The 25,654-nt window shown below is 33.4% G+C and carries 25 protein-coding genes; 14 read left to right on the top strand and 11 right to left on the bottom strand.

What is annotated here, in order from left to right; genetic code table 11:
- Positions 1-60: 60 nt before the first annotated feature.
- Positions 61-1,347: an NAD(P)/FAD-dependent oxidoreductase gene (locus AW14_RS12425; protein ID WP_044639108.1), complete on the top strand. Its 1,287-nt coding sequence runs from the start codon at positions 61-63 to the stop codon at positions 1,345-1,347.
- Between the two features lie 59 nt (positions 1,348-1,406).
- On the opposite strand, the gene AW14_RS12420 is transcribed toward AW14_RS12425, so the two are convergent.
- The 5 genes from AW14_RS12420 to AW14_RS12400 all read right to left on the bottom strand — a co-directional run bounded on the left by AW14_RS12420 (position 1,407) and on the right by AW14_RS12400 (position 5,558).
- Positions 1,407-1,664 carry a DUF6952 family protein gene (locus tag AW14_RS12420; protein WP_044639107.1) on the bottom strand — a complete coding sequence of 86 codons (258 nt, stop codon included), beginning with the start codon at positions 1,662-1,664 and terminating at the stop codon, positions 1,407-1,409.
- A gap of 9 nt (positions 1,665-1,673) precedes the next feature.
- Entirely contained in the window at positions 1,674-1,982 is a 309-nt protein-coding gene (locus tag AW14_RS12415) for a thioredoxin family protein (protein WP_044639106.1), read from the bottom strand.
- 72 nt (positions 1,983-2,054) lie between these two features.
- Complete coding sequence (locus tag AW14_RS12410) at positions 2,055-2,693, bottom strand: peroxiredoxin (protein ID WP_044639105.1); 639 nt, start codon at positions 2,691-2,693, stop codon at positions 2,055-2,057.
- Between the two features lie 139 nt (positions 2,694-2,832).
- Positions 2,833-4,302, bottom strand: coding sequence for a Na+/H+ antiporter NhaC (nhaC, locus tag AW14_RS12405; protein ID WP_044639104.1), 1,470 nt, complete (start codon positions 4,300-4,302; stop codon positions 2,833-2,835).
- A 53-nt stretch (positions 4,303-4,355) separates the two neighbouring features.
- Entirely contained in the window at positions 4,356-5,558 is a 1,203-nt protein-coding gene (locus tag AW14_RS12400; protein ID WP_044639103.1) for an aminotransferase class I/II-fold pyridoxal phosphate-dependent enzyme, read from the bottom strand.
- A gap of 156 nt (positions 5,559-5,714) precedes the next feature.
- Here AW14_RS12400 and AW14_RS12395 point away from each other — a divergent pair, with 156 nt between their 5' ends.
- The 4 genes from AW14_RS12395 to AW14_RS12380 all read left to right on the top strand — a co-directional run bounded on the left by AW14_RS12395 (position 5,715) and on the right by AW14_RS12380 (position 8,306).
- Positions 5,715-6,173, top strand: a complete 459-nt coding sequence (locus AW14_RS12395) for an Lrp/AsnC family transcriptional regulator (protein WP_044639102.1) — start codon at positions 5,715-5,717, stop codon at positions 6,171-6,173.
- A gap of 70 nt (positions 6,174-6,243) precedes the next feature.
- The gene (locus AW14_RS12390) at positions 6,244-6,750 is read left to right on the top strand and encodes a hypothetical protein (RefSeq protein ID WP_044639101.1); all 507 of its coding nucleotides are present in this window, start codon (positions 6,244-6,246) and stop codon (positions 6,748-6,750) included.
- Between the two features lie 9 nt (positions 6,751-6,759).
- A complete protein-coding gene (locus AW14_RS12385) occupies positions 6,760-7,464 on the top strand; it encodes a hypothetical protein (RefSeq protein ID WP_044639100.1) in 705 nt (234 codons plus the stop codon).
- A 23-nt stretch (positions 7,465-7,487) separates the two neighbouring features.
- Positions 7,488-8,306: a sensor histidine kinase gene (locus AW14_RS12380; protein WP_245617592.1), complete on the top strand. Its 819-nt coding sequence runs from the start codon at positions 7,488-7,490 to the stop codon at positions 8,304-8,306.
- 6 nt (positions 8,307-8,312) lie between these two features.
- Here the strand turns inward: AW14_RS12380 and AW14_RS12375 are convergent, their stop codons facing one another.
- The 3 genes from AW14_RS12375 to AW14_RS12365 all read right to left on the bottom strand — a co-directional run bounded on the left by AW14_RS12375 (position 8,313) and on the right by AW14_RS12365 (position 11,492).
- Positions 8,313-9,011 carry an RluA family pseudouridine synthase gene (locus AW14_RS12375; RefSeq protein WP_044639098.1) on the bottom strand — a complete coding sequence of 233 codons (699 nt, stop codon included), beginning with the start codon at positions 9,009-9,011 and terminating at the stop codon, positions 8,313-8,315.
- A 30-nt stretch (positions 9,012-9,041) separates the two neighbouring features.
- Positions 9,042-9,860, bottom strand: a complete 819-nt coding sequence (gene panB / locus AW14_RS12370; RefSeq protein WP_044639097.1) for a 3-methyl-2-oxobutanoate hydroxymethyltransferase — start codon at positions 9,858-9,860, stop codon at positions 9,042-9,044.
- A gap of 210 nt (positions 9,861-10,070) precedes the next feature.
- Positions 10,071-11,492, bottom strand: a complete 1,422-nt coding sequence (locus tag AW14_RS12365; protein ID WP_044639096.1) for an L-serine ammonia-lyase — start codon at positions 11,490-11,492, stop codon at positions 10,071-10,073.
- Positions 11,493-11,671: 179 nt separating this feature from the next.
- Between AW14_RS12365 and dnaK the strand changes: the two genes are divergently transcribed.
- Positions 11,672-13,573: a molecular chaperone DnaK gene (dnaK, locus tag AW14_RS12360; protein WP_044639095.1), complete on the top strand. Its 1,902-nt coding sequence runs from the start codon at positions 11,672-11,674 to the stop codon at positions 13,571-13,573.
- A gap of 103 nt (positions 13,574-13,676) precedes the next feature.
- Here dnaK and AW14_RS12355 read toward each other — a convergent pair whose 3' ends face one another.
- Both AW14_RS12355 and AW14_RS12350 read right to left on the bottom strand, forming a co-directional pair.
- Positions 13,677-14,204 carry a hypothetical protein gene (locus AW14_RS12355; protein WP_044639094.1) on the bottom strand — a complete coding sequence of 176 codons (528 nt, stop codon included), beginning with the start codon at positions 14,202-14,204 and terminating at the stop codon, positions 13,677-13,679.
- A 168-nt stretch (positions 14,205-14,372) separates the two neighbouring features.
- A complete protein-coding gene (locus tag AW14_RS12350; protein ID WP_052647502.1) occupies positions 14,373-15,065 on the bottom strand; it encodes a Crp/Fnr family transcriptional regulator in 693 nt (230 codons plus the stop codon).
- 278 nt (positions 15,066-15,343) lie between these two features.
- Here AW14_RS12350 and AW14_RS12345 point away from each other — a divergent pair, with 278 nt between their 5' ends.
- Genes AW14_RS12345 through AW14_RS12335 form a run of 3 tightly spaced genes read left to right on the top strand, consistent with a single transcriptional unit; the run spans position 15,344 to position 18,585 of the window.
- A complete protein-coding gene (locus tag AW14_RS12345; protein ID WP_052647501.1) occupies positions 15,344-16,570 on the top strand; it encodes a class I SAM-dependent rRNA methyltransferase in 1,227 nt (408 codons plus the stop codon).
- Between the two features lie 60 nt (positions 16,571-16,630).
- On the top strand, positions 16,631-17,578 hold the full coding sequence (locus AW14_RS12340) for an NAD(P)H-dependent flavin oxidoreductase (RefSeq protein ID WP_044639092.1): 948 nt from the start codon (positions 16,631-16,633) through the stop codon (positions 17,576-17,578).
- Between the two features lie 20 nt (positions 17,579-17,598).
- Entirely contained in the window at positions 17,599-18,585 is a 987-nt protein-coding gene (locus tag AW14_RS12335) for an aldo/keto reductase (RefSeq protein ID WP_044639091.1), read from the top strand.
- A gap of 23 nt (positions 18,586-18,608) precedes the next feature.
- Here AW14_RS12335 and AW14_RS12330 read toward each other — a convergent pair whose 3' ends face one another.
- Positions 18,609-20,678 (bottom strand): DUF3857 domain-containing transglutaminase family protein, encoded by a 2,070-nt coding sequence (locus AW14_RS12330; protein ID WP_044639090.1) that lies wholly within the window; start codon positions 20,676-20,678, stop codon positions 18,609-18,611.
- Between the two features lie 230 nt (positions 20,679-20,908).
- On the opposite strand from AW14_RS12330, the gene AW14_RS12325 reads away from it, so the two are divergent.
- From AW14_RS12325 to AW14_RS12305, 5 genes are all read left to right on the top strand, one after another.
- Positions 20,909-21,334: a PaaI family thioesterase gene (locus tag AW14_RS12325; RefSeq protein ID WP_044639089.1), complete on the top strand. Its 426-nt coding sequence runs from the start codon at positions 20,909-20,911 to the stop codon at positions 21,332-21,334.
- A gap of 3 nt (positions 21,335-21,337) precedes the next feature.
- Entirely contained in the window at positions 21,338-22,453 is a 1,116-nt protein-coding gene (locus tag AW14_RS12320) for a chorismate-binding protein (RefSeq protein WP_044639088.1), read from the top strand.
- A gap of 50 nt (positions 22,454-22,503) precedes the next feature.
- Complete coding sequence (gene menD, locus AW14_RS12315; protein WP_044639087.1) at positions 22,504-24,264, top strand: 2-succinyl-5-enolpyruvyl-6-hydroxy-3-cyclohexene-1-carboxylate synthase; 1,761 nt, start codon at positions 22,504-22,506, stop codon at positions 24,262-24,264.
- Between the two features lie 91 nt (positions 24,265-24,355).
- Positions 24,356-24,694, top strand: a complete 339-nt coding sequence (locus AW14_RS12310; RefSeq protein ID WP_044639086.1) for a DUF2853 family protein — start codon at positions 24,356-24,358, stop codon at positions 24,692-24,694.
- A gap of 126 nt (positions 24,695-24,820) precedes the next feature.
- Positions 24,821-25,654, top strand: coding sequence for a CvfB family protein (locus AW14_RS12305; protein WP_044639085.1), 834 nt, complete (start codon positions 24,821-24,823; stop codon positions 25,652-25,654).

Below are 25,654 nucleotides of genomic sequence, written 5' to 3'. Positions count from 1 at the left end.
ACGAATTTAGAAGCATATAAATTTATATCTTTTCTTACCTTTGTTAGTAACATTTAGTTTATGAATATACCAAGAACAAGTTTTCCTCGTGTCGTAATTATAGGAGGTGGTTTTGCTGGAATTTCTCTAGCAAAAAAATTATCTAAAAAAGAGGTACAGGTTGTTTTACTGGATAAAAATAATTATCACACGTTTCAACCCTTATTATATCAAGTTTCTACAGGCGGATTAGAGCCCGATTCTATTGCATATCCTATTAGAAAAATTCTAAAAGATTTTCCAAATTTTATTTTTCGATTAGCTAATGTTGAACAAATTGATGCCGAAAAAAAGAAGATTATTACCGATATAGGAACCCTTAAATATGATTATTTGGTAATTGCTTCGGGATCGGAAACAAATTATTTTGGCAACAAAGAGATTGAAGCCCATAGTATGGCCATGAAAACCATACCACAATCGTTAAACCTACGAAGTTTAATTCTTGAAAACTTTGAAGAGGCACTTTTAACAACCGATTTAATAGAACGTAATGCTTTAATGAATTTTGTTATTGTTGGTGGAGGTCCAACAGGTGTTGAATTAGCAGGCGCTTTAGCTGAAATTAAAAAAGGTATTTTACCCAAAGATTACCCCGATTTAGATACGCGTTTGGTTCAAATTAATGTTATACAGTCTAGCGATTGCATTTTAAAGGGCATGAGCGCACAAGCATCGGCTAAAGCAGAAGATTTTTTAGAAAAACTGGGAGTTAATATATGGAAAAATATTAGGGTGACTAATTATGATGGGAAAACGGTAACAACCAATACCGATTTAACTTTTGAAACGGCTACTTTAATTTGGGCAGCAGGGGTAAAGGGCGCTACTATAAAAGGTTTAGATGCGGGAGACTTTGTAACCCGCTCCAACCGATTGTTGGTGAATGAATTTAGTCAGGTAAAAGGTTATGACGATATTTTTGCAGTAGGCGATGTGGCTTCTATGGTTTCTCCCGAATTTCCCGATGGTTTGCCTATGATGGCGCAACCAGCCATTCAACAAGGAAAACAATTAGGCGAAAATTTATTAAAATTGATAGAAAACAAACCGATGGTGCCTTTTGTGTATAACGATAAAGGCGCTATGGCAACTATTGGCAGAAATAAAGCGGTTGTAGATTTACCAAAAATAAGATTTCAGGGCGTTTTTGCTTGGTACGTTTGGATGTTTGTTCACTTGTTTTTCTTAATTGGTTTTAGAAACCGAATGGTTGTTTTTATTAATTGGGTGTATAATTACATTCGTTTTGATAGAGAAGCGCGCTTAATAATTAGGCCTTATAAAAAGAAGCATCGTATACAATAGTTTATAAAAACAAAAGAGCTGGCTTTAAGCCAGCTCTTTTGTTTTAATTTATCCAGAATTTATTTATCTATAGACCCAAGTACACGCGACATAAAATTGTTTAACGCTTCCTTTTTTGGAGTACCAGATTTTATCATTTTATTCACTTCTACAGCACCATACATATTAGAAATAAGTTCTCCAATAACATCTAATTCTTCATCTTTTAAAGAAGGAACTTCGGTAAGGGCTTCAAGAGTTTCAATGGTTTCAATTATAAAATCTTCATCATTGTCTTCAATAAACTGTGTGAGGTGTTTAATTACAGGTAATTTCATAAATCGTAATTAAATAGATTCGTCTACTAATTCCTTTAAAACCTCAAATTTGTTAGTTTGAACTTGATTTACAAACGCTCCATCTTTAAAAATGGCAAACGTTGGTAAATTATCAACTGTAGCAAGTTTACGGCTTTCAGGAAATTTTTCTGCATCGGCGATTACGAAAGTTACATTTTCGTTTTCTGAAGCTAATTTTTTAAATTTAGGTTTCATAATTCTACAGTTGCCACACCATGTTGCCGAGTATTGCACCACAACGGTATTTTCACTTGAAACTATAGCTCCTAAGTTATCTTGTTCTAATTCTTGTATCATAAGTAAGTTTATTTGAGAAAAAGCTAAGTAGTGCGTGAGAGAGAACACTACTTAGCTATTTAAATAGTGCGATTAATGTGATGCTAAATAACTAGCAACACCTTTTCTATCGGCACTCATTGCATCTTTACCTTCTTCCCAGTTTGCTGGACAAACTTCACCATGTTTTTGGTTGTGTGTTAAGGCATCGATAAGTCTTAAATATTCATTTACATTTCTACCAAGCGGCATATTGTTGATGCTTTCGTGCTGTACAACACCATCTTCGTCAATTAAATAAGTTGCTCTGTAAGTAACATTATCACCTTCAACTTGAACTGTACCAGTTTCTTCATCGTAAGTTTCTTTAGTGATGTCTAAAATACCTAATATACTAGATAAATTTCTGTTGCTATCTGCAAGGATTGGGTAAGTTACACCTTCAATTCCACCGTTATCTTTTGAAGTATTTAACCAGGCAAAATGAACTTCAGGAGTATCACACGAAGCACCAATTAAAATAGTGTTACGTTTTTCGAACTCACCTAAAGCTGCTTGAAATGCATGTAATTCTGTTGGACAAACAAAAGTAAAGTCTTTTGGATACCAGAATAAAAGCACTTTTTTCTTGTTGTTAACTGCTTCTTCAAGGACGTTTACTTTAAAAGTGTCGCCCATTTCATTCATTGCGTCTACGTTTAAATTTGGGAATTTTTTTCCTACTAATGCCATGTTATAATTTTTTTGTGTTATTAATTTTTAACACTGCAAATATAAAACAGCAACCTAGATTTATAAACGAAATAAATTTTAATTATTTATCCTGATATAGGTTTTTATTATAGTGAAAATTAAAAATAATAGTACAACTCTATTTACTAGTTAGTTGTCTTATTTTTATGGATAAAGCAGCAAAAGTTAAAGTAGTTATCGGACTTAACCAATTGAAGATGGCATAAACAAAATAGTCGCTTACGTTAACACCTAAAACACCACTTTGGTAAGCACCGCAGGTATTCCATGGTATTAAAACAGAAGTTACCGTACCGCTGTCTTCCAGTGTTCTAGAAAGGTTTTCTGGCGCTAGATTTCGGTCTTGGTATGCTTTTTTAAACATTTTTCCTGGTATTACTATGGCCAAATATTGGTCGGATGCAATAGCATTTAAGCCTAAACAACTAATAACGGTGCTGGCGAAGAGACCGAATACGGTTTTGGCAAGTTTTAATAATTCTTTGGTAATCCTTGATAAAGCGCCAATACCATCCATGATGCCACCAAAAACCATGGCGCAAATAATTAAGAAAATAGTCCATAACATGCCATTCATACCACCAGCAGAAAATAAATCGTTTAGTTTTTCATTTTCGGTAGTAATTTGAGTGTCGGTGATGATGGATGTGAAAATGGCATGCATTTGAGAATCTGCCAAACCATTTAAAACATCTGTTTGAAATATAAAAGCAAATATAGCTGCTAAAATAACACCTGTACTTAATGCTATTAGCGGTTTTGTTTTTAATAAGATGAGTGCAATAACTACAACAGGTACAATAAATAATAGCGGCGATATGTAAAAAGTTTGGCTAATGGTGTTAAGCAAATCGCTTAAATCTGCACTTCCGGTAGTATCGGTATTAAGACTTAAAATGGTGAAAAATATTAACGTGACAATGAGCGTTGGTACTGTGGTGATGGTCATATATCTAATATGAGTAAATAAATCGGTTCCTGCCATGGCAGGAGCTAAGTTGGTTGTGTCACTTAGTGGCGACATTTTATCTCCAAAATAAGCACCCGAAATTACTGCGCCAGCAATCATTCCCGGATTTATGCCTAAGGCAGTTCCAATACCAATTAAAGCAATACCAACGGTTGCCGAAGTAGTCCAAGAACTACCAGTAGCAATCGATATGATGGCGCAAATTATAACCGAAGCGGGAAGAAAAATTTCTGGACTTAAAACCTGTAGACCATAATAAACCATGGCAGGAATAACACCACTTATTAGCCAGGTTCCTGCAAGTGCTCCAACAAGCAATAAAATCATTATTGGTATAAAAACACTTTTTAAGTTTTCCCAAATTTCGGTAACCATGCGTTTTATAGAAACCCTATTAAAAAGACCTACTACAGCGGCCACTACACCACCTAGTAATAAAATAATTTGATTTGTATACGTACCAAACCATTCTTGTCCATCTACAAAAAAGATGTTGTAAGCTAACATACTCATGAGTATTATTACGGGAATAATAGCTTCAAAGAAATTTAATTCTTTGTTTTCAATAACAGTTTCTTTGTCGGCTTTAAATTCAGAAAGGTTTTGGTCTTCTTGCATAGATTATTTTTTTGTTCTGTAAAGTAATGATAAATTCAATCCTTTTCAAAATCTTATAAAATTTTAATACGCTTCATGCAAGATAACATCATTTGGAAGGTACGTTCAATATCGGCGTCGAGACCAATAGAAAAACGAATTAATCCATCACTTAAACCCATCTTTTTTTGTTCTTCTAAGGGTATTTCAGAAGAAGTAGAAGTTCCAGGGGCACTAAATAATGTTTTGTAAAAACCAAGACTTACAGCCAGATAGCCTAGATTTTCGTTTTGCATTAATTCCATAAGTTCGTTTGCTTTATCTAACGATTTAACATCAATGGTTAACATGCCTCCAAATCCGTATTCGGGATGCATCATACTTTTAAAAAGTTCATGCGATACATGCGACTTTAATCCCGGATAAACCGTTTTTAAACCTAAAGCTTCAAATTTTTCGGCTAAATAAAGGGCGTTTTTACTGTGTTGTTGTATTCTAATGTGAAGTGTTCGTAAATTTTTTAAAACCGATGCTGCGCGTAAACTATCCATAGTAGAACCAAGTAGCATGGAGGCACCATTGTTAACGTTTCGAAGGTTGTTTATAAATTCTTGACTGCCGCAAACAACACCGCCAACCGTATCGCTTGAGCCATTTATAAATTTTGTTAAACTGTGAATAACCACATCGGCACCTAATTGAGCTGGCGAAACGGACAAAGGGGAAAAGGTATTGTCTACTACGAGTTTTAAACCGTGTTTTTTTGCGATTTTTGAAAGTTCTCTTATATCTGAAACTTCTAACAGCGGATTGCTAACAGATTCACAATACAAAACCTTTGTTTTATTGGTAATAGCGGCTTCAACAGCTTCTAAATCTGTAAAATCAATAAACGAAGTTTTTATTTCAAACTTAGTCAGGAAATTTTTAAGGAAAGCATAAGTGCCACCATAGATGGTTCTACTAGAAATTATATGGTCGCCACTTCCGCAAATTTGCATTAAAACGGCTGTGATGGCGCCCATTCCAGAAGCCGAAACATTGGCAGTTTCGGTTCCTTCCATAGCCGCCAGTGCTTCTCCTAAATAGAGATTGGATGGCGACGAGTGTCTGGAGTATAAATAGCAGCCATCGGCATTACCTTCAAAGGTATCGAACATGGTTTTGGCCGATAAAAACGTGTATGTTGATGAGTCTGAAATAGACGGATTAACACCGCCAAATTCACCGAAATATTGTAAATCTTGAATCTTATTTGCTGGTTTAAATGGTTTCATATAAAATGATTTAATTTGTATAAATTTCAATTAAATTAGATTTATAAGCAATAGAAGTGTATTTTATTAGATAATAAAACCATTATTTATGCTTATATTAGAATATAATTTTATTAAAATTTATTTTATTCATCTTTTAATGAAAAATAATCCATTATGATATTTGATGCTACCGATAAAAAACTTCTGGAATACTTGCAAACAGACAGTAAACAAACCAATAAAGAGCTCGCAAATAAATTAAACTTATCTGTTACTGCAGTTTACGAAAGAATACGAAAACTTGAACGCGAAGGCTACATAAAAAGTTATGTTGCTTTATTAAACAAAGAACAAGTCGATAAAGCGTTTGTAACCTTTTGTCATATTAAACTGGTGCAACACACGCAGGATTTTGTTGTGAAATTTGAAAAAGAAGTGGCAAAATTAAATGAAGTTTTAGAGTGCTACCACATAAGTGGCGATTACGATTACTTATTAAAAGTTTTAGTAAAAGATATGCCGGCTTTTAGAGAATTTATGGTAAACAAACTCACCTCTATAAATCACATAGGCAGCACACATAGTATGTTTGTTATTAATGAAGTTAAACATACCACGGCAATTAATTTTTGATTAGTAAAAATTTGGATTAATATTTATTACATTTAACAAGTTATTATCAATTTAAAATCAATTAATTTGTATGAAAAATCTAGCTTATATCGTTCTCGGATTTGTTGTTGGTGCTGTTTTAACCTATTATTTTTGTCCTAGAGAAATAGAACAAGAAAGTATGACTAAAATAGTAAAACCTAAAGGCGTTATCTCTATTGAAAAAGCCAAAGAGCTAAATGCTAATTGGACTATTCACAGAAAACCCGCCGTAGATTCGGCAGCAAAGAAACAAGGTAGAAATCAAGACGATCGTTCTACATATTGGTCACTTGAAGATGTAGAAAATTATTTAGCCTACGCACAAAATGCTGCAGACAGTCTGGGTTATAAAATGACAGGTTTAAGAGTGTATTTGGGAGTTTATGGAAAAAACGCTGGACAAACAAAAAAAGATTTAACAACCATGTTTATAGTGCCAACGGGTAACAAAAAAATGTCGCAAGCTAGTTTTATACCTATTCAGTCTGGTAAAGGCGATTTGCCAATCGATCCTCTTAATGATGGCGATGGAAATAATGGCGGTTACCCACAATAAATTTTTTAATTGGAAGCGTTTTTAGTAGAATATAAAAGTGTTATAACCCGGATTCTTGAAATCTCTGCCGCTTTAGTTGGTTTAATTTTATACAAGAAATACAGCAAAACCTCTGCAAAGTATTTTATTTGGTTTTTAGTGTATTTATCTATTGGAGATTTTATTAACACCTATGTTTATTACATAAAAAACGATGGCATTTTTAGTTTTTTAAAAGGAACTGTTTTTGTTAACAATACCTGGTGGTCCACATTGTTTTGGAAAATAGGGGCTATTTTGTTTTTTTCATTTTACTATAGCAAAATACTTGAAAACATTAAGTTTAAAAAAGTAATACGATACGCTGGTTATGCTTTTTTTGTGTTCTACATTACTTATATTATATTAAATTGGGAATACTATTTTATAAAAGATTTTCCCATTATCAGGATACTAGGTGCCATTATAGTTCTTTTATGTAGTGTGTTTTATTTTATAGAAGTATTACTTAGTGATAAAATATTAACCTTTTATAAATCGCTTAATTTCTATATAAGTGCAGCCATTTTTATTTGGTGGCTTATTACAACACCTTTGGTTTTTTATGATATTTATAATGCCAAACAAGATTGGAATTTTATTTTTTTAAGATGGCAAATTTATTTATTTGTAAATGCTTTGATGTATTCAACTTTTACTTTTGCTTTAATATTTTGTAAGCCAGATGTCAAATAATTTAATTAAAAATTAATAGCGTTTTGTATTTAATACCTTTAATCAATATCCAAACAGAAACCATAGCCAGTTCAGCATCCGAACGATATTTGCTTATTTATATGATTGCCGTTTTGGTTATTGTAACCTCTTTGGTTATTTTATTTTTTGTGGTTTTTTTAAAGCGTAAAAACAGGATTTTACAAGAACAAATCATGCAAAAACAAGCCTTTGAAGCAGAAATAGCTCAGGCCCAAACGGAAACTCAAGAGCAGACCTTAAAAAATATTGGTTGGGAATTACACGATAACATTGGACAATTGTTATCGTTTGCGAATATGCAACTTAGTATTTTAAAAATGCAGGTTTCAGAAGACGTAAAACCCAAATTTAAAGATACAACCGAAGCTTTAAAAGATAGTCTGGCCGAGGTAAGAGCACTTTCAAAAACATTAAATAACGAGGTGGTTTTAAACGTAGGTTTCGAAAAATCGGTTAGTAATGAGTTAAACCGATTGAAGAAAATGAAATTTAATTCGGCTGAATTAACTATTACAGGTGATAAAGTTGAATTTAAAAACACCAAACACGAAATTATTCTTTTTAGAATCATTCAAGAGTTTTTGTCTAATTCAGTGAAATATTCGAGAGCTAATAACATCAACATTCATTTAAATTATCAACCTGAAAATTTAATCATTACAGCAAAAGATGATGGTATTGGTTTTAATGTTGAAGAAGCCGAAAAAGGCTCGGGTTTAATTAATATGAAAAGTAGAGCAAATTTAATTCATGCTCAATTAGAAATTTTATCGAAACCAAATCATGGTGTCGCACTTTTTATAAATTATCCTTTAATTTAATATTCACTACAAACAAGCATCCCAAATAGGATCGGAGGGCAGCGGCGCCGTAATTTTTACAACTTCTTTTTTTACAGGGTGTATAAACTCAATATGTCTGGCGTGTAAATGGATGCTGCCATCTTTATTGCTTCGGTCGAAACCATATTTTAAATCGCCTTTTATAGGACAGCCTATATTTGCTAGCTGGGCTCTAATTTGATGGTGTCTTCCTGTTTCTAAATTAACTTCTAATAAAAAATAGTTGTCTAGTTTTTGTATTATTTCGTAATGTAAGATGGCTTTTTTAGAGTCGCTAACTTCTTTATTATATACCGAAGCTTTGTTGTTTTTCGGATTTTTTTTAAGCCAGTTAATTAAGGTGTCTTGCGTTTTTTCTGGTTGGTTTTTTACCAGCGCCCAATATGTTTTTTTTATGTCTTTTGAAACAAAAAGTGCATTTAACCGGGGTAAAACTTTACTTGTTTTGGCAAAAATTACCAGTCCGGTTGTAGGTCTGTCTAATCTATGCACAACGCCCAGATAAACATTGCCAGGCTTGTTATATTTGTATTTAATATATTCTTTAACAACGTCGCTTAGTGGTTGGTCGCCTGTTTTATCACCTTGAACAATATCGCCAGCACGCTTATTAACTACAATGATGTGATTATCTTCAAAAAGTACTTGAAGGTTATTTTTATTAGAAAGCGTTTTTTCTGCCACGAATTCACGAGTGTTTTAATCTAATAACAGTTAATACTGTTCATTATCATTTGGGAAATCAATAGATTTTACATCGTCTACATATTGAGAAATAGCCTGAGTCATATCTTCATATAAATTAAGATAACGTCTTAAAAACCTGGGATGAAATTCGTGAGTCATTCCTAACATATCATGCAGCACTAAAACTTGTCCATCGACACCGTTACCGGCGCCAATACCTATAATAGGAATGCTAACACTTGCAGCAACTTGCTTTGCTAATTCTGCAGGTATTTTTTCTAAAACAATGGCAAAACAACCTAATCTTTCAAGAAGTTTAGCATCTTCTAAAAGTTGCATCGCTTCCTGTTCTTCTTTGGCTCGAACGGTGTATGTGCCAAATTTATATATAGATTGCGGTGTTAAACCTAAATGCCCCATAACAGGAATTCCGGCATTTAAAATGCGTTTAATAGATTCTTTTATTTCTTTACCACCTTCAAGTTTTAAAGCATGACCACCGCTTTCTTTCATAATTCTTATGGCAGAACGCAAGGCTTCTTTAGGGTCGCTTTGGTAGCTTCCAAAAGGTAAATCTACAACCACCAATGCGCGACTAACAGCGCGAACTACAGAGGAAGCATGATAAATCATTTGGTCTAAAGTAATGGGCAATGTAGTTTCGTGCCCGGCCATGACATTACTGGCAGAATCGCCTACTAAAATCACATCTGTACCTGCGCCATCTACTATTTTAGCCATGGTATAATCGTATGCGGTTAACATCGATATTTTTTCACCATTGGCTTTCATATCAACCAATGTTTTAACGGTAATGCGCTTATATTCTTTTTTTGCTACAGACATGTTAATGTTTATTTAATAGAGTCCAAAAATAAGAAAACTTATTCGTTTTAAAGCGAATAAGTTTTCGAATGTATATTGTATTGATTGTGTTTAGAATACCGAAATTACTTAATTAATTCGCCATTATTTTTTACCTAGTTACACAAGTTATAATGGTTTTTCTACAACCTTTTAACAACAAGTTTTTTTAATTTTAGTAAAGATGATTTTTTAACAATCGGCAAAATTTACACCTAGGGCTAAACCGCCTTCCGATGTTTCTTTGTATTTCGAATTCATATCTTTTGCCGTTTCCCACATGGTATTTACAACCTTATCTAAGGGAACTTTTACATTTTCGGGATTGGTTTCTAAAGCAAGTTCGGCAGCATTAATGGCTTTTATGGCGCCCATAGAATTACGTTCTATACATGGAATTTGTACCAATCCACCAATGGGGTCGCAAGTTAACCCTAAATGATGTTCCATGGCTATTTCGGCGGCTACCAAAACTTGTTCGGGTGAGCCACCAAGAAGTTCTGTTAAAGCAGCAGCAGCCATTGCCGAAGATACGCCTATTTCGGCTTGACAGCCACCCATGGCTGCCGAAATAGTTGCCCCTTTTTTAAATATACTGCCTATTTCTCCAGCAACAAGTAAGAATTTTTTAATGTGTTCAAAATTAGCATGGTGATTTTCAATGACCATATAATACATAAGTACGGCAGGAATTACTCCGGCACTGCCATTGGTTGGCGCAGTTACAACACGTCCTAATGAGGCATTTACTTCATTGACACTTAAGGCAAAACAACTTACCCATTTTAATATTTGTCTAAACTTAACCTCAGTTTTACGAATGGTTTCTAGCCATTCCTGTGGGTTATTATATGGTAAATCGCTTATTAAATTTTTATGAATATCATTGGCACGGCGTCTTACATTTAATCCGCCAGGTAAGTTACCTTCGGTATGACAACCAATATACATGCATTCCAGCATGGTATCCCAAATACGTTTTAATTCATAATCGATGGCGTTTTCGTCTCTTAAAGATTTTTCGTTTTCAAAAACAATTTCAGAAATAGATTTGTTTTCATTTTTACAATACATTAAAAGTTCGGTTCCTAATTGAATAGGATAGGGGAAGGTATTAAAAATGGCATTGTTTTTTTTGGCATTTTTTCGTTCTTCTTTAACCACAAAACCACCACCAATGGAGTAAAAAGTAGATTTTACGGTTGCTTCGTTGGTCTCGGCTTTAAACGTAAGGCCGTTAGCATGAAATGGTAAAAACTTTTTGTTAAAAACAATGGCGGTTTCAGGACTGAAATCAATCTCTTTTTCACCATTTAAGTTTAATTTATGACTTGTTTTAATGCCTTTTATAATGTCATTTATACTGTTTACAGGAATCGTTTCGGGGTCTGCACCGCTTAAACCTAATAAAATGGCTAAGTCTGTCGCATGGCCTTTGCCTGTTAATGACAATGAGCCATACAAATCGATTTGAATTTTTTTAACAGCATCAAATTTATGAGCGTCTTTTAATTCTTTAATCCAGCGTTGTGCTGCACGCCATGGGCCCAAAGTATGAGAACTAGATGGTCCAACGCCAATTTTTAACATATCAAATACAGAAATACACTCCATTAATGTTGTTTAAAGAATTTAAGGTAAAATTAGAATTTTACTTCATAATGTTTCTTAAAATAGTAAAAGTTTAACATAATGATAATGACATCCTGTCAGTTTTTTTTAGTTGGCATAATCATTGACTCTTACAACATGAATTTAAAATTGAACATTCAACATTATAAATAAAAAATATTATGAGTAAAATTATTGGAATCGATTTAGGAACAACCAACTCTTGCGTTTCTGTTATGGAGGGTAACGAACCTGTTGTTATCCCAAACGCAGAAGGTAAGCGTACTACACCATCGGTTATTGCCTTTGTAGAAGGTGGTGAAATTAAAGTTGGTGATCCAGCAAAACGTCAAGCAGTTACAAACCCAATTAAAACCGTTTATTCTATTAAACGTTTTATGGGTAATAAATATTCAGAATCTAAAAATGAAGCAGAACGTGTTCCTTACAAAGTTGTAAAAGGAGATAACGATACGCCTCGTGTAGATATTGATGGTCGTTTATATACACCTCAAGAATTATCTGCAATGATTCTTCAGAAAATGAAAAAAACTGCCGAAGATTATCTAGGAACTACGGTAAGTGAAGCGGTAATTACAGTACCAGCTTACTTTAACGATTCACAACGTCAGGCAACAAAAGAAGCAGGTGAAATTGCAGGTTTAAAAGTGCGTCGTATTATTAACGAGCCTACTGCAGCAGCATTAGCTTACGGTTTAGATAAAAAAGGAAAAGACCAAAAAATTGTAGTATTCGATTTTGGTGGTGGTACACATGACGTTTCTATTTTAGAATTAGGAGACGGTGTATTTGAAGTATTATCAACCGATGGAGATACACATTTAGGTGGTGATGACGTAGATGAAAAAATCATTGGCTGGTTAGCAGACGAGTTTAACGCCGAAGAAGGTATGGATTTACGTAAAGACCCCATGTCTTTACAACGTTTAAAAGAAGCTGCAGAAAAAGCTAAAATTGAATTATCATCTTCTGCACAAACAGAAATTAACTTGCCATACATCACGGCTACTGCAAGCGGACCAAAACACTTGGTACGTACGCTAACAAAATCTAAATTCGAGCAGTTAATTGACGATTTAGTAAAACGTACGATCGCTCCATGTGAATCTGCATTAAAAGCAGCAGGTTTAAGTAAAAACGATATCGACGAAGTTATTTTAGTAGGTGGTTCGACTCGTATCCCTGCAGTACAAGCAGCTGTAGAGAAATTCTTTGGTAAAGCGCCTAGTAAAGGTGTAAATCCAGATGAAGTGGTTTCTTTAGGAGCTGGTATTCAAGGTGGTGTTTTAACAGGTGATGTTAAAGATGTATTATTATTAGACGTTACACCATTATCATTAGGTATTGAAACTATGGGTAATGTAATGACGAAGCTTATTGAAGCGAATACAACGATTCCTACTAAGAAATCGCAAGTATTCTCTACAGCAGCAGATAATCAACCATCTGTAGAAATTCACGTATTACAAGGTGAGCGTGCTATGGCTGCCGATAATAAAACGATTGGACGTTTTCATTTAGATGGTATTCCACCAGCTAGAAGAGGAACACCTCAAATTGAAGTAACATTCGATATTGATGCCAATGGTATTATTCACGTAACAGCTACAGATAAAGCAACAAATAAAACACAAGATATTCGTATTGAAGCATCCTCTGGTTTAACTGAAGAAGAAATTCAAAAGATGAAAGCTGATGCTGAAGCGAACGCTGAAGCCGATAAAAAAGCAGCAGAAAAAGCTCAGAAATTAAACGAAGCCGATTCTATGATTTTCCAAACTGAAAGTCAGTTAAAAGAATTTGGTGATAAATTATCTGCAGATAAAAAAGAACCAATTGAAGCTGCTTTAGAAGAGCTTAAGAAAGCATACGAAACTAAAGATATCGAGCAAGTAACGCCAGCTTTAGATAAAATTAACGAAGCTTGGAAAGTAGCAAGTGAAGAAATGTACAAAGCACAAGCCGAGGCACAACAAGGTGGTGCTCCAGGACCAGACGCTAGTCAAAACGGACAAGCAGAAGGCAGCGATGTGGAAGATGTAGATTTCGAAGAAGTGAAATAAATAGTATTCTGAATTTATTCAGAACGCCATAAAAAAAACGCAATCATTAGTTTGGTTGCGTTTTTTTATGGGTTTTTTGGTTGGTTTTTAAAAATGCGTTTCTTCATTCAATTAAATTTCCATTTTGATTCATTTTGATAGTTATTTTATCACTATCGTTCGTCATTTTAATCTTATACAATTTAGTGATTTCACCATCTTTAGAATATTTCACTGTATAAATATCCTTTAAAATTATATAATCGGGATATAAATTTGTAATAGTTTGTCTAACAGCCAAAGGTAATTGTACATCTCGGTACTGTTCAAAAGAATCAGTTATTTCACCATTTCTATTATAAGTAGCTACAATGGTGCCTTTGTATTGATTGTTTTCTTTAAATACAACTCTAAAAGATTCAACGCCTTCTTTGAAGTTTTCGTGCTTTTTAACATTGTATTCTGCAGCTAAATTTTGCAAATATTTTACGCGCTTAGAAATATCTAAATCGTAAACGGTGTTTGCATAATTTGAGTTTAAAGGACTTAAGGTTTTTACTTTCGATAATAAACCTTCTGGTTCAATGGCGGTTTGGGAGTAAATGAGGGTGGTAAAGCCTAAAAAGAAAATACCAATTAAAAATTTTTTCATGATAATAGATTTTTAAATTAAACAATTTGTTAACTAAAAACTATTAATTAGGGAGAAAACGGCTTTTAATGGATTAATTATTTTTATTATTGTAAATGTATTAACTATCTAATAAACAAAATGCTACCTAGGTAGCACATGATACTTTTTTAACATTTTAAAGTGAAATTAATCCCGAATTTTATCCATTAGCAACTCCATATTTTTAATTTCAATTTGCCTGTTGCTAATATTTAAAATGCCATCTTCTTTAAATTTTTGAATATTTCTATTTAAAACGGCGCGTGTAGTGCCTATTAACTGCGCTAATTCTTTATGCGACAAATCGTTAATTAATTCAATTTTCTTTGAGGTTTCGTTGGTATAGTTTAATAAAAGTCTCGCCAATTTTGTTGAGGTATCATCGAGGTTAGAACTGGCTACAAATTCTTCTAAAAATCTCATTTTAATAATCATATACTGTAATAGGCCCATGTAAAATGAAGGATTCTGATGCATCCAATGTTTTAATTTATCGATAGGAATACTTAATACCTCTGTAGTATCTAATGTTTCATAATACACTTTGTGATTCGATAAATGAAATAAGTTATAAATATCGAACACATCATGTTTGGTAAGTAAATAGAGTGTGATTTTTCTATCTTTAGTGTCATCAAAATAATAAACTTTTAGTCTCCCCGAAATAAGAATGTGAAATTTATGATGCGTAACATGAGAGTCTATAAAGCATGTTTTTTTCGGCCAAGTTTTTAAAGTAGCATTTAAAATTAAATCACGGGAACTAACATCTTCGATACTTCTAAATAAAGGATTTTCTTTAAGCTTAGCGATACAGTACGCTTCATTTTTTTCAACCATTGTAATAAAATTTTTGAGAGGTTTTAAAATGATAATCAGAACTGGGGCGCTGCTATAGAAAAAGGAATAGGGAGTATTTTAAATATTTGAGAGATTCTAATTTAATAAAAAAAAATTTAAGATGCTAATTTTTAACAAATTACAGGTTTAGTTTGTATGTTTTGTTTTTTTACAATTTTAAAAACAAACCAATATGTGCATTTAAGTGCTGCTAACATTCATAAAATTTTTTAATCTCTATAAAACCTATACTTTTACCAATCTAAAAAATAAAGACATTGTTTTCAAGTAAAATTAAATCCAGTTATAAGCCAAAGCGATTGGCCGTTAAATTAAATACTAAAGGCGAGCAGTTTGTTGTACAAGGGCATCCCTGGGTTTTTTCTAATAATATTGTAAAAATTAATGATGATGCTAGAACAGGCGACTTAGCAATCATTTTTAGTAAAAATAAAAACCGGGTTATTGGTTTAGGTTTATACGATTCGAATTCGCCCATTCGTATTAAAATGCTTAATAGTGGATTTGAAAAGGTTGAAATAAATGCGAATTTTTTTCAAAAAAGAATACAAGAAGCCTTTGCGAAACGATTCGATTTATTGCAAACCAATACCAATAGTTACCGTTTGCTTTTTGGAGAAAACGACGGTTTTCCAGGTTTAATTGCCGATGTTTATGCAGCTGTTTTGGTGGTTAAAATATATTCTGAAATATGGTTGCCTTATATAGAAACCATCATACCATTACTTCAGGAAATTTCTCAAGTAAAAACAGTGGTGGTGCGCTTAAGTCGCAGTTTAGAGCAATCTAAATTACATAAAATTAATAATGGCGAGGTGGTTTACGGAACTTTAGAAAACGAGGTTGTAGAGTTTATAGAGCACCATGTGAAATTTTCGGCAAATGTGATAAAAGGCCATAAAACCGGATACTTTTTAGATCACCGTGCTAACAGAAAAAAAGTTGGTGAATTAAGTAAAGACAAAACAGTGTTAGATGTTTTTTCGTATGCGGGGGGTTTTTCGGTACATGCTTTGTATAATCGGGCAAAAACCGTTACCAGTTTAGATATAAGTAAGCAAGCACTTGAAATTGCCGTAGATAACGGAAAATTAAATAATTACACAGGTAAACATAAAATTATTGCAGGTGATGCTTTTGAGGAATTGCAAAAATTAATTGATAACCAGGTTACTTTTGATGTGGTGGTAATTGATCCGCCTAGTTTTGCTAAGCAAGCTTCAGAAATAGAATTAGCAAAGAAAAAATATGCGCAATTAGCCGATTTGGGTGAAAAACTTACTGCTAAAAAAGGATTGTTGGTTTTAGCTTCTTGTTCTTCCAGAGTTACTTCAGATGTGTTTTTTGAGATAAATGAAGCTGTTTTAAGTAAATCGAAACGAGATTTTACACTTGCTTTAAAAACCTTTCATGATAGCGATCACCCTGTATCGTTCGAAGAAGGTGCTTATTTAAAATGTGGTTATTACAGGTTTAAACAATAAATAACATGCTTATTTAATATGCATGCATAGTATTTAGTATATTTGTTAAAATCATGAAAAATGACAACTAAACTTACCAAACTTCTTAATATCAATCACCCTGTAATCATGGCGCCCATGTTTTTGGTTTCTAATACGCAAATGGTAATAGAGGCTATGAAATGCGGCATTGCAGGTTGTATTCCTGCTTTAAATTACAGAACTTTAGAGGAGTTAAAGGCAGCGATACACCAATTAAAAGCAGCCAAAGTCGCTGGTGGTGCTTTCGGGTTTAATTTAATTGTTAATAAATCGAATCTTAAATATAAAGACCAGTTACAAGTACTTTGTGAAGAAGGTTGTGACTTTATAATAACCTCATTGGGTAGCCCCGAAGAAACCATTAATCAAGCTCATAAAGTCGGAATAAAAGTATTATGTGATGTTGTCGATTTAAATTTTGCTCAAAAGGTTGAACATTTAGGTGCCGATGCGATTATTGCCGTTAATAATAAGGCTGGTGGACATCGCGGTAATTTAGATCCGGAGGTTCTTATTTCGCAATTGGTAGCTCATTGTAGTATTCCTGTTATTTCTGCTGGTGGCGTTGGAACTAAGTTAGAGCTTGATGCCATGCTTAGTTATGGTGCTGAAGGTGTTTCGGTGGGGAGTCCTTTTATAGCCTCGGAAGAAGCACAGGTTATCGATGATTATAAACAGGCTTGTGTAGATTATGGCGCCGATAATATTGTAATGACAGAGCGTATTTCGGGTACACCTTGTTCGGTAATAAACACACCTTATGTTCAAAAAATAGGCACGAAAACCACTTGGCTAGAGTCTGTTTTAAACAAGCATAAAAAGTTAAAAAAATGGGTAAAAATGATTCGGTTTGCTATAGGAATGAATGCCACTAAAAACGCTGCGACCAAAGCAACGTATAAAACAGTTTGGGTGGCTGGGCCTAGTATACAGCATACCAAAAGTATTTTACCAGTTAAAGACATAGTAAAAAGATTAATAGCGTAATTTTTTAAAATTAATATTTAATGAACTACAGAAAATTAGGATTAGAAGGCTTTGAAGTGAGCGAAGTTGGATTGGGTTGCTGGCAATTAGGTGCCGATTGGGGTCAGGATATTTCAAAAGAAACAGCTTTTAATATTTTAAGTGAAGCAGAAAAAAATGGTATCACATTTTTCGATACCGCCGATGTTTATGGTAACGGAAAAAGTGAAATTATTATAGGCGAATTTTTAAAAACTTGTAAAACACCCATTCGTGTGGCTACTAAATTTGGTAGAGCAGGAAATGCCTATCCAGATAAATACACCAAAACAGTATTAAGACAAACGGTTTTAGAATCGATGGAACGTTTAGGTGTAGCATCGATAGATCTTTTACAATTACATTGCATTCCAACACCATATTTAAAAGATGGTGCTATTTTTAACTGGTTACGTGAATTAAAAGCCGAAGGACTAATTAAGCATTTTGGCGCTAGTGTTGAAACCGTTGAAGAAGGTTTAATTTGTATAGAACAAGAAGGACTGCTTTCGTTGCAGGTTATATTTAATGTTTTTAGACAAAAATTAATTACCGAATTATTCCCAAAAGCTGAAGCAAAAGGTGTTGGTATTATTGTGAGATTGCCATTAGCTAGCGGACTTTTAACTGGAAAATTCACTAAAGAAACTACTTTTGCTGAAGACGACCATAGAAATTTTAATAGAAACGGCGAATGCTTTAATGTGGGGGAAACCTTTGCCGGTTTGCCTTTTAAAAAAGGATTGGAGTTTGTTGAAACTATAAAAAACAATGTGCTGCCAAGTCATTTAAACATGGTACAATTGGCTTTACGTTGGCTATTAGACCATAAGGCTGTAAGTACTATTATTCCTGGGGCGAGTTCGGTAAATCAAGTGATTTCTAATGCTTCAGTTTCTAATTTAGATGCGCTTTCAGAAGAAACGCATACCGCATTAAGAGATTTGTATAAATCACAAATTCATCAAGAAATTCGTGGTGGTTATTAACTGCCACGAATTTTTTCATATAACTATACGTTGTTCGTTTTTTTCTTTCCAGAATACCAATAAAATAATAATCCGATAACTACCAATATAAAGAGGCCGAGAATTATTTTAAACAAAGTAACGAAATTACTTAAAATGTTGTTGCTGCTTACTTTAAAAGTTTCTTTAGAAAAATTTTCTGGGATGTAAATATAATAAGCAGTCGATTGGTCTACCTTTTTTATGTCTTTCACATAACGACTAAACTCACTTGGTTCAATGAAATCCTTTTGAGTTTTTAAATAATAATTAAGGTTGATTGTTTTTGTTAACTTATCGTAATCTACTTTCCATTCGTAATAAAAACCAGGAGAGTTTACATATAATTTGTCGTTTGTAATAGCCCAGTTTTCTGGTAAATGCACTTTAATTTGATGCTCTCGTGTGGTTGGAAAAACAAGGTCTAGCTCAGCATGTCTTTCGTCTTTTGTAGGCATGTATAAAGAGTGTAATAAACTGCTAGCCGTAAAACTCGCAGAAATATAATGCTCTTTCTCTGTCATAGGTGTCCAGATACTATCTAATTGATATTCTTCGTAAACTTTAAAAATATTTTGATGTATTTTATCTTCAAAATGTGGGGGTTTTAACGCCGAGACATTGTAATAGTAGTTAGAATAAAATTTTTCATATTCTTTTTCTATCGATGAGACACTATTCGATTTAAAGTAGTTTCTCATATTATCTGCTTCAGATTCGTAGTAAGTGGTAATTACTTTTAAAACAGCACCTTTGCCTATTTCACTTAAAGTGAAGTCTTCAAAAGTTACAATTTTGTTTTCAGCATAGGGTTTTATATCCTCGAAGGTTTCGGTGCCTTCTTTTAACACCAAACCATGAGCATAATCGGGAAAATAAGTAGAGTCGTAATCGCCACCCTGGTTTGTTATTGTTGGGTCGTAATAAAAAGAAGCACGGTCTTTTATAACTTTAACAACGCAATGGTCGAAAAATTTTGGCGATGGTAAAAGGGTTTTAATTGTATGTTTTAATGTGGTGTTTACAAGCATCGGGTAAGCTTCAATTCCCATGTTTTGAAGCATGGTAACCATTAATAAACTTTTGTCTTTACAATCGCCAAAACGTTGTTTAAAAACCTGATTGGGCGAAAAGGGCTTGTAACTTCCTATTCCAGACTCTAAACCTAAATACCTAACTTCATTTTGAACAAAATTTAAAGTTGCTTTTATTTTATCACCAACATTTTGGTTGTCAGTGTTAATGGCATCAATTTTAGCTTTTAATTCGGGGTGAATGGCTTCATTAATTTTAAAAACATTTGCGCCCCAATTGGCAACTTCTTTCCAGGATTTAAATTCGGTTACCGAAACAGCTTCATAAAGTAGTTTCCATGAAGGCGTATTTTCTTCATAATCTAACTTTTTTGTGTTGGTTGCTGCCCAATTGTAAACATGTAAATTGTTTTGTTTGGAAATGCTTGGTTTTATTGCGGTGTTGTACGATTTAAATTGTAATTCGTTTTTGGAAAGCACCGTCACATTAATTTTGCTAACAGATTCTATATCGCTTAAATAAAAATAGCTTGAAAATATATTTTTATGAATTGGGTTAAATCCAACAATGGTGTAATCGTAATCGATAATATCGCCTGTTCTTACATCGGAAATATTCATAACAGCCGATAGTGTACCATCGTACAGGTAATTTTCGGCATTTAATTCTCGACGCATTTCCTGAATGTTGGAAAGATCTAATTTATTAATGATTTCGTCGCCTCTTATAATATTAATTTTATGAAACTTCAATTTCTGATAAGATGGGTCGTAGCTTATGTTTACAGTAGATGCATTCTGTATGCCCACATTATCGGTAACCTTGGTTGTTAAACGGTAGTAAACACATGCTTTGGGGACATTAACTTGCGTATCGTAAAGTAAAATATGCGTGCCTTCGGAGACATCTTTTAAGTTTATTTCAGATTTAGGATAGCTTATTGGAATGATCCAACTTGGTGAGGCTTCTTTTGTTACTTGCGCATGTATTTTTATAAAAAAAGAAAAAACACAAAGTAAGCAGATAATAAATGATTTCATAAATTGTAGTTGTTTACTTTAGTAAATGTAAATCTTTGAGAAATTGTATCAAATTTATTTTATTGATAAATTTTGTAACCTGCTTTTTTTAAGTAATTTATTGCATTTGTTAAGGTTTTAAATACACCTTTTATTAAAGCTTTTTAGAATAATTAGGTTTACATTAACGTATAATTTTAAGGTTCTTACGCTGTCATTTTGTATTTTTACAACCTAATAAAAAATAGCCTATGCCATTAGATAAAGAAACTGTTCTTGCTCAAGCCAATGCCGCTTGTAAAAACACATTAATGGAAACCTTGGAAATTAAGGTTATAGATTATGGTGATGATTTTTTAGTTGCAAGTATGCCTGTAAATTCTAGAGTGCATCAGCCAGATGGTGTGTTACACGGCGGTGCAACAGCAGCTTTGGCAGAAAGTGTTGGGAGTTTTGCATCGCATATCTTTATTGATACTGAAACCTTTTTTGTTCGTGGTATCGAAATTTCTGCAAACCATTTAAAAAGTATTCGAGAAGGCTATGTTTATGCCAAAGCAACTTTTGTGCATAAAGGAAGAACAACTCAATTACTAGATATAAAAGTAACCGATGAGGCAGGTACTTTAATTTCGGTTTGTAAACTTTCAACTATTGCCTTACCCAAAAAGAAATAGTTAATGACCCCTGAAACTTTTTTTAATCGTATTGAAACCCAATACAAAAATAATTTACCTTTTATAGTTTATAGAAAACCCGGAGAATCTAAGCTTTTGGTTTTGTTTCAAGAAGATGATGTTATACATGAAACCCACGATTTTTCAGAAAAAGGATTTGTATTTTCTCCGTTTGAAGAGACTAATAAAAGTGTTTTAATTCCCTTTACCGAAAGTAATTTTTTTTCGACCAATTATCAAGTAGAGGTAGATGATTATAAGGGCTCGCCGGCTTCTAATGCCAATGAAGCATCAAAAGCTTTTCATATTAATTTGGTAGAAAAAGGCGTTGCAGCCATTAAAAACAACGAATTTAAAAAAGTCGTTTTATCTAGAAAAGAAACGGTGATCCCTTCAGAAGTTAATCCTTTAAAAATATTTAAGCGTTTACTAAATAAATACGCTTCAGCCTTTGTTTATTGTTTTTACCATCCAAAAGTCGGATTATGGCTAGGCGCAACCCCCGAAACACTAATAAAAATAGAAGGCAACCAGTTTTCTATTATGGCATTGGCCGGAACGCAAGATTATAATGGTAGTTTAGATGTAGTTTGGCAAGACAAAGAAATTCAAGAACAAAAATTTGTAACCGATTATATTGTTGATAGTTTAAAAAATACTCTAGAAACCTTAACTATTTCTCCAACAAAAACGGTTAAAGCCGGAAATTTGGTTCATTTAAAAACCATGATTTCAGCTCGGTTAAAATCGGAAACCGTTTTAAAAGATGTTATTACAACAATACACCCAACGCCGGCTGTTTGTGGTTTGCCAAAACAAGCTTCAAAAGCATTTATTTTAGAAAACGAACATTATAAAAGAGAATTTTATTCTGGATTTTTAGGCGAATTGAATTTCGAAACAACCAAGGCACCCCGCTCTGGTAAACGAAATATCGAAAATAGAGCCTACGCCATCACGACCAAAAGCACCCAACTCTATGTAAACCTTCGATGTATGCAATTTGTTGGGGCAGAGGCGTACATTTATGTAGGTGGCGGGGTTACCGAAAGTTCCAATCCGTTAAGCGAATGGCAGGAAACGGTATCAAAATCTTTGGTTATTAAAAGCGTTCTGTAATTAGGGATTTTAGCAGGGTATTATTACTTTTACATATTGATTTAAAGGATATGATATACCCAAAAATACCACTTGCACAAACAGTTATTGCACTTTGTAAAGCTAAAGGCATACAACACATAGTAATATCTCCAGGCAGTAGAAATGCACCTTTAACCATAGGTTTTACTAACGACCCGTATTTTAAGTGCTACAGTATTGTAGACGAGCGTTGTGCTGCTTTTTTTGCTATGGGTATTGCACAACAAATCCAGAAACCAACGGCTGTTGTTTGTACTTCGGGTAGTGCGCTTTTAAATTATTATCCGGCTGTAGCCGAAGCGTTTTATAGCAGTATTCCTTTAATCGTTCTATCTGCCGATAGACCTAAACACCTTATTGGAATAGGAGATGGGCAGACCATTAATCAGAAAAATGTTTTTGAAAATCATATATTATATTCAGCTAATTTAAAACTCGATTTAAAAGACGAGAAAAATGTACCTGGTAACGAAGAGTTGCCAATAATGAAGAATATTGAAGATAAAATTGAACGCTTTTTAGGCTTACAAAAAGATATTCAAACCCATAACGAAGAAGAAATAGACACCGCTATTAATTTTTCAATCATTAAAAAAGGCCCTATTCATATTAACATTCCATTTGATGAGCCTTTGTATCAAACGGTAGAGAAACCCACCGTAAAGCCAAAAGCTACCGAGCCCGTGGTAAAACCAAGATCCATCGAAAACTATACCATGCAAACCTGCCTGGATGATTGGAATTTGGCTGCAAAAAAAATGATTTTAGTGGGCGTTAATAATCCCAATGAAATTGATAAAAAATGGTTAGACGATTTGGCTAACGACAATAGTGTGATTGTATTAACCGAAACCACTTCAAATTTATATCACCATAGTTTTATATCTAGTATCGATCAATTAATATCTCCCTTAACGGAAGATGAAGAGAAGCAATTACAACCCGATATTTTAATAACCTTTGGCGGTTTAATTGTATCTAAAAAAATTAAAACCTTCTTAAGAAAATATCAGCCAAAACACCATTGGCACATCGATAGTAAAGAGGCGATGGATACTTTTTTCTGTTTAAGCAATCATATAGAAATAGAACCGAATAAGTTTTTCGAATCGTTCCTGCCAAAAATTACACATTACGTAAAAAGCAACTACAGTTCTACCTGGAATGCGGTAAAAAACAAACGCCAAAAGCGACATGCCGAATATTTAGAACAAATACCATTTTCCGATTTTATGGTGTTCGATAAATTATTAAAAAGCGTTCCTAATAACACTGTTTTGCAAATAGGGAATAGTTCGGCCATTCGGTATGCTCAACTTTTTAATATTAATAAAAGTATTGAGGTGTACTGTAATCGCGGTACCAGTGGTATAGATGGCAGTACATCAACGGCTATTGGTTGTGCCGTTGCCAACAAAAAACAAACGGTTTTTATAACAGGCGATTTGAGCTTTTTCTACGATAGCAATGCTCTTTGGAATAATTATATACCAAAAAACTTTAGAATTATTGTTGTAAATAACACGGGTGGAGGTATTTTTAGAATTCTTCCCGGACATAAGAATACCGAGAATTTCGATACTTATTTTGAAACCAATCATACACTTACTGCCAAACAGTTGGCTGCCATGTATGGCTTTGCTTATAAAAGTGTGTCTACAGAAGTAACCCTAGAAAATGCTTTAAAGACTTTTTATATGGATGGTGAAGAGCCTAAATTGTTAGAAATTTTTACTCCTAAGTTGGTTAACGATGAAGTGCTTTTAAACTATTTTGAATTTTTGAAGTAAAATTATGGTTAAATATGTGACTTTACTTTCAATATGTGTCATATTTTAAGTATCTTTAATTCAATTTATTAACTTAATTTAAAATTTTATTATGAGCAAACGCGATGAATTAATTGCAAAATATGCTGCAGATTTAAAAGAAAAATGTGGTGTAACAGCAGACATGGATTTATTAACTAAAGTAACCATTGGTTGCGGACCATCAATTTATAATGCAGATTCTTCAACGGTTTCAGGTTCAGACGAATCGGAATTAGCAACCGTAAAAAATAATTTTTTAATTAAAAAATTAGGATTGGCAGACAGCCCCGAGTTAGATAAAGGCATCGATGCCGTTATGGAACTTTACGGAAAATCGAATCGTAATAAATACAGAGCAGTCGTATACTATTTATTAACTAAACACTTCAAAAAAGAATCTGTTTATTAATTTATATCGTTTCTATAGAGCAAAAGCGTTTCAATTGAATTTGAGACGCTTTTTTTTGATCCAAATTTCAGTTTAAAATAGTTTCAAATTAAAAAAATCTCTTAGTAATATTATTACCTTTGCAGCATGATACAAATAGGACAAATAAATACATTAGAAATACTTCGTGAAACCGATCATGGTATGTATTTGGTAGATGAAGACGATAACCAAGTATTACTTCCAAATAGGTATGTGCCAGAATCTTTCAAAATTTGGGATAAGCTCGATGTGTTTGTTTATTTAGATAATGAAGAACGCCCTGTAGCCACAACAGATATGCCTTATATTAAATTGGGCGAATTTGCTTTGCTACGTTGCAGTGAAGTAACAGAGCATGGTGCTTTTTTAGACTGGGGTTTGGTAAAACAATTATTTTGTCCGTTTAAAGAACAAGCCTTTAAAATGAAACCAAAAGGCTGGTATTTAGTGTATTGTTATTTAGATGAAAAAACAGGCCGACTGGCAGCTTCAAGTAAAACAAATAGTTTTTTAGACAATAAAGAGCTTACTGTAAAACAATTTGAAGAGGTCGATTTAATTGTATCGCATCCATCTGATATTGGTATGAATGTTATTGTAAATAAAAAACACATGGGGCTTATTTACAACGACAATATTTTTACAGATTTAAGCGTAGGTGATAAACTGAAGGGCATCGTAAAAAAAATTCGTCCGGGTAATAAATTAGACATTTCTTTAGGGCAAATAGGCTATAGAAATATAGAGCCTAACGCCGACCGAATCATGCAGGAATTGCAAGATAACAGCGGTTATTTAAATCTAACCGATAAATCCGATCCAGAAGCCATTAAAGACATTTTACAAATGAGTAAGAAAAACTTTAAGAAGGCTGTTGGAACACTATATAAACAGCGCCAAATTGAAATAAAAGACGATGGTATTTATTTATTATCGTAA

This window comes from Siansivirga zeaxanthinifaciens CC-SAMT-1, from assembly GCF_000941055.1.
Classification (GTDB): Bacteria; Bacteroidota; Bacteroidia; order Flavobacteriales; family Flavobacteriaceae; genus Siansivirga; species Siansivirga zeaxanthinifaciens.
The sequence above is the reverse complement of the archived record's forward strand: the minus strand, read 5'-3'. Positions and strand labels throughout refer to the sequence as shown.

Coding starts and splice junctions, on each gene's coding strand:
- AW14_RS12425 (WP_044639108.1), top strand. CDS start 61: ATGAATATACCAAGAACAAGTTTTCCTCGTGTCGTAATTATAGGAGGT.
- AW14_RS12420 (WP_044639107.1), bottom strand. CDS start 1,664: ATGAAATTACCTGTAATTAAACACCTCACACAGTTTATTGAAGACAAT.
- AW14_RS12415 (WP_044639106.1), bottom strand. CDS start 1,982: ATGATACAAGAATTAGAACAAGATAACTTAGGAGCTATAGTTTCAAGT.
- AW14_RS12410 (WP_044639105.1), bottom strand. CDS start 2,693: ATGGCATTAGTAGGAAAAAAATTCCCAAATTTAAACGTAGACGCAATG.
- nhaC (WP_044639104.1), bottom strand. CDS start 4,302: ATGCAAGAAGACCAAAACCTTTCTGAATTTAAAGCCGACAAAGAAACT.
- AW14_RS12400 (WP_044639103.1), bottom strand. CDS start 5,558: ATGAAACCATTTAAACCAGCAAATAAGATTCAAGATTTACAATATTTC.
- AW14_RS12395 (WP_044639102.1), top strand. CDS start 5,715: ATGATATTTGATGCTACCGATAAAAAACTTCTGGAATACTTGCAAACA.
- AW14_RS12390 (WP_044639101.1), top strand. CDS start 6,244: ATGAAAAATCTAGCTTATATCGTTCTCGGATTTGTTGTTGGTGCTGTT.
- panB (WP_044639097.1), bottom strand. CDS start 9,860: ATGTCTGTAGCAAAAAAAGAATATAAGCGCATTACCGTTAAAACATTG.
- AW14_RS12365 (WP_044639096.1), bottom strand. CDS start 11,492: ATGGAGTGTATTTCTGTATTTGATATGTTAAAAATTGGCGTTGGACCA.
- dnaK (WP_044639095.1), top strand. CDS start 11,672: ATGAGTAAAATTATTGGAATCGATTTAGGAACAACCAACTCTTGCGTT.
- AW14_RS12355 (WP_044639094.1), bottom strand. CDS start 14,204: ATGAAAAAATTTTTAATTGGTATTTTCTTTTTAGGCTTTACCACCCTC.
- AW14_RS12350 (WP_052647502.1), bottom strand. CDS start 15,065: ATGGTTGAAAAAAATGAAGCGTACTGTATCGCTAAGCTTAAAGAAAAT.
- AW14_RS12340 (WP_044639092.1), top strand. CDS start 16,631: ATGACAACTAAACTTACCAAACTTCTTAATATCAATCACCCTGTAATC.
- AW14_RS12335 (WP_044639091.1), top strand. CDS start 17,599: ATGAACTACAGAAAATTAGGATTAGAAGGCTTTGAAGTGAGCGAAGTT.
- AW14_RS12330 (WP_044639090.1), bottom strand. CDS start 20,678: ATGAAATCATTTATTATCTGCTTACTTTGTGTTTTTTCTTTTTTTATA.
- AW14_RS12325 (WP_044639089.1), top strand. CDS start 20,909: ATGCCATTAGATAAAGAAACTGTTCTTGCTCAAGCCAATGCCGCTTGT.
- AW14_RS12320 (WP_044639088.1), top strand. CDS start 21,338: ATGACCCCTGAAACTTTTTTTAATCGTATTGAAACCCAATACAAAAAT.
- menD (WP_044639087.1), top strand. CDS start 22,504: ATGATATACCCAAAAATACCACTTGCACAAACAGTTATTGCACTTTGT.
- AW14_RS12310 (WP_044639086.1), top strand. CDS start 24,356: ATGAGCAAACGCGATGAATTAATTGCAAAATATGCTGCAGATTTAAAA.
- AW14_RS12305 (WP_044639085.1), top strand. CDS start 24,821: ATGATACAAATAGGACAAATAAATACATTAGAAATACTTCGTGAAACC.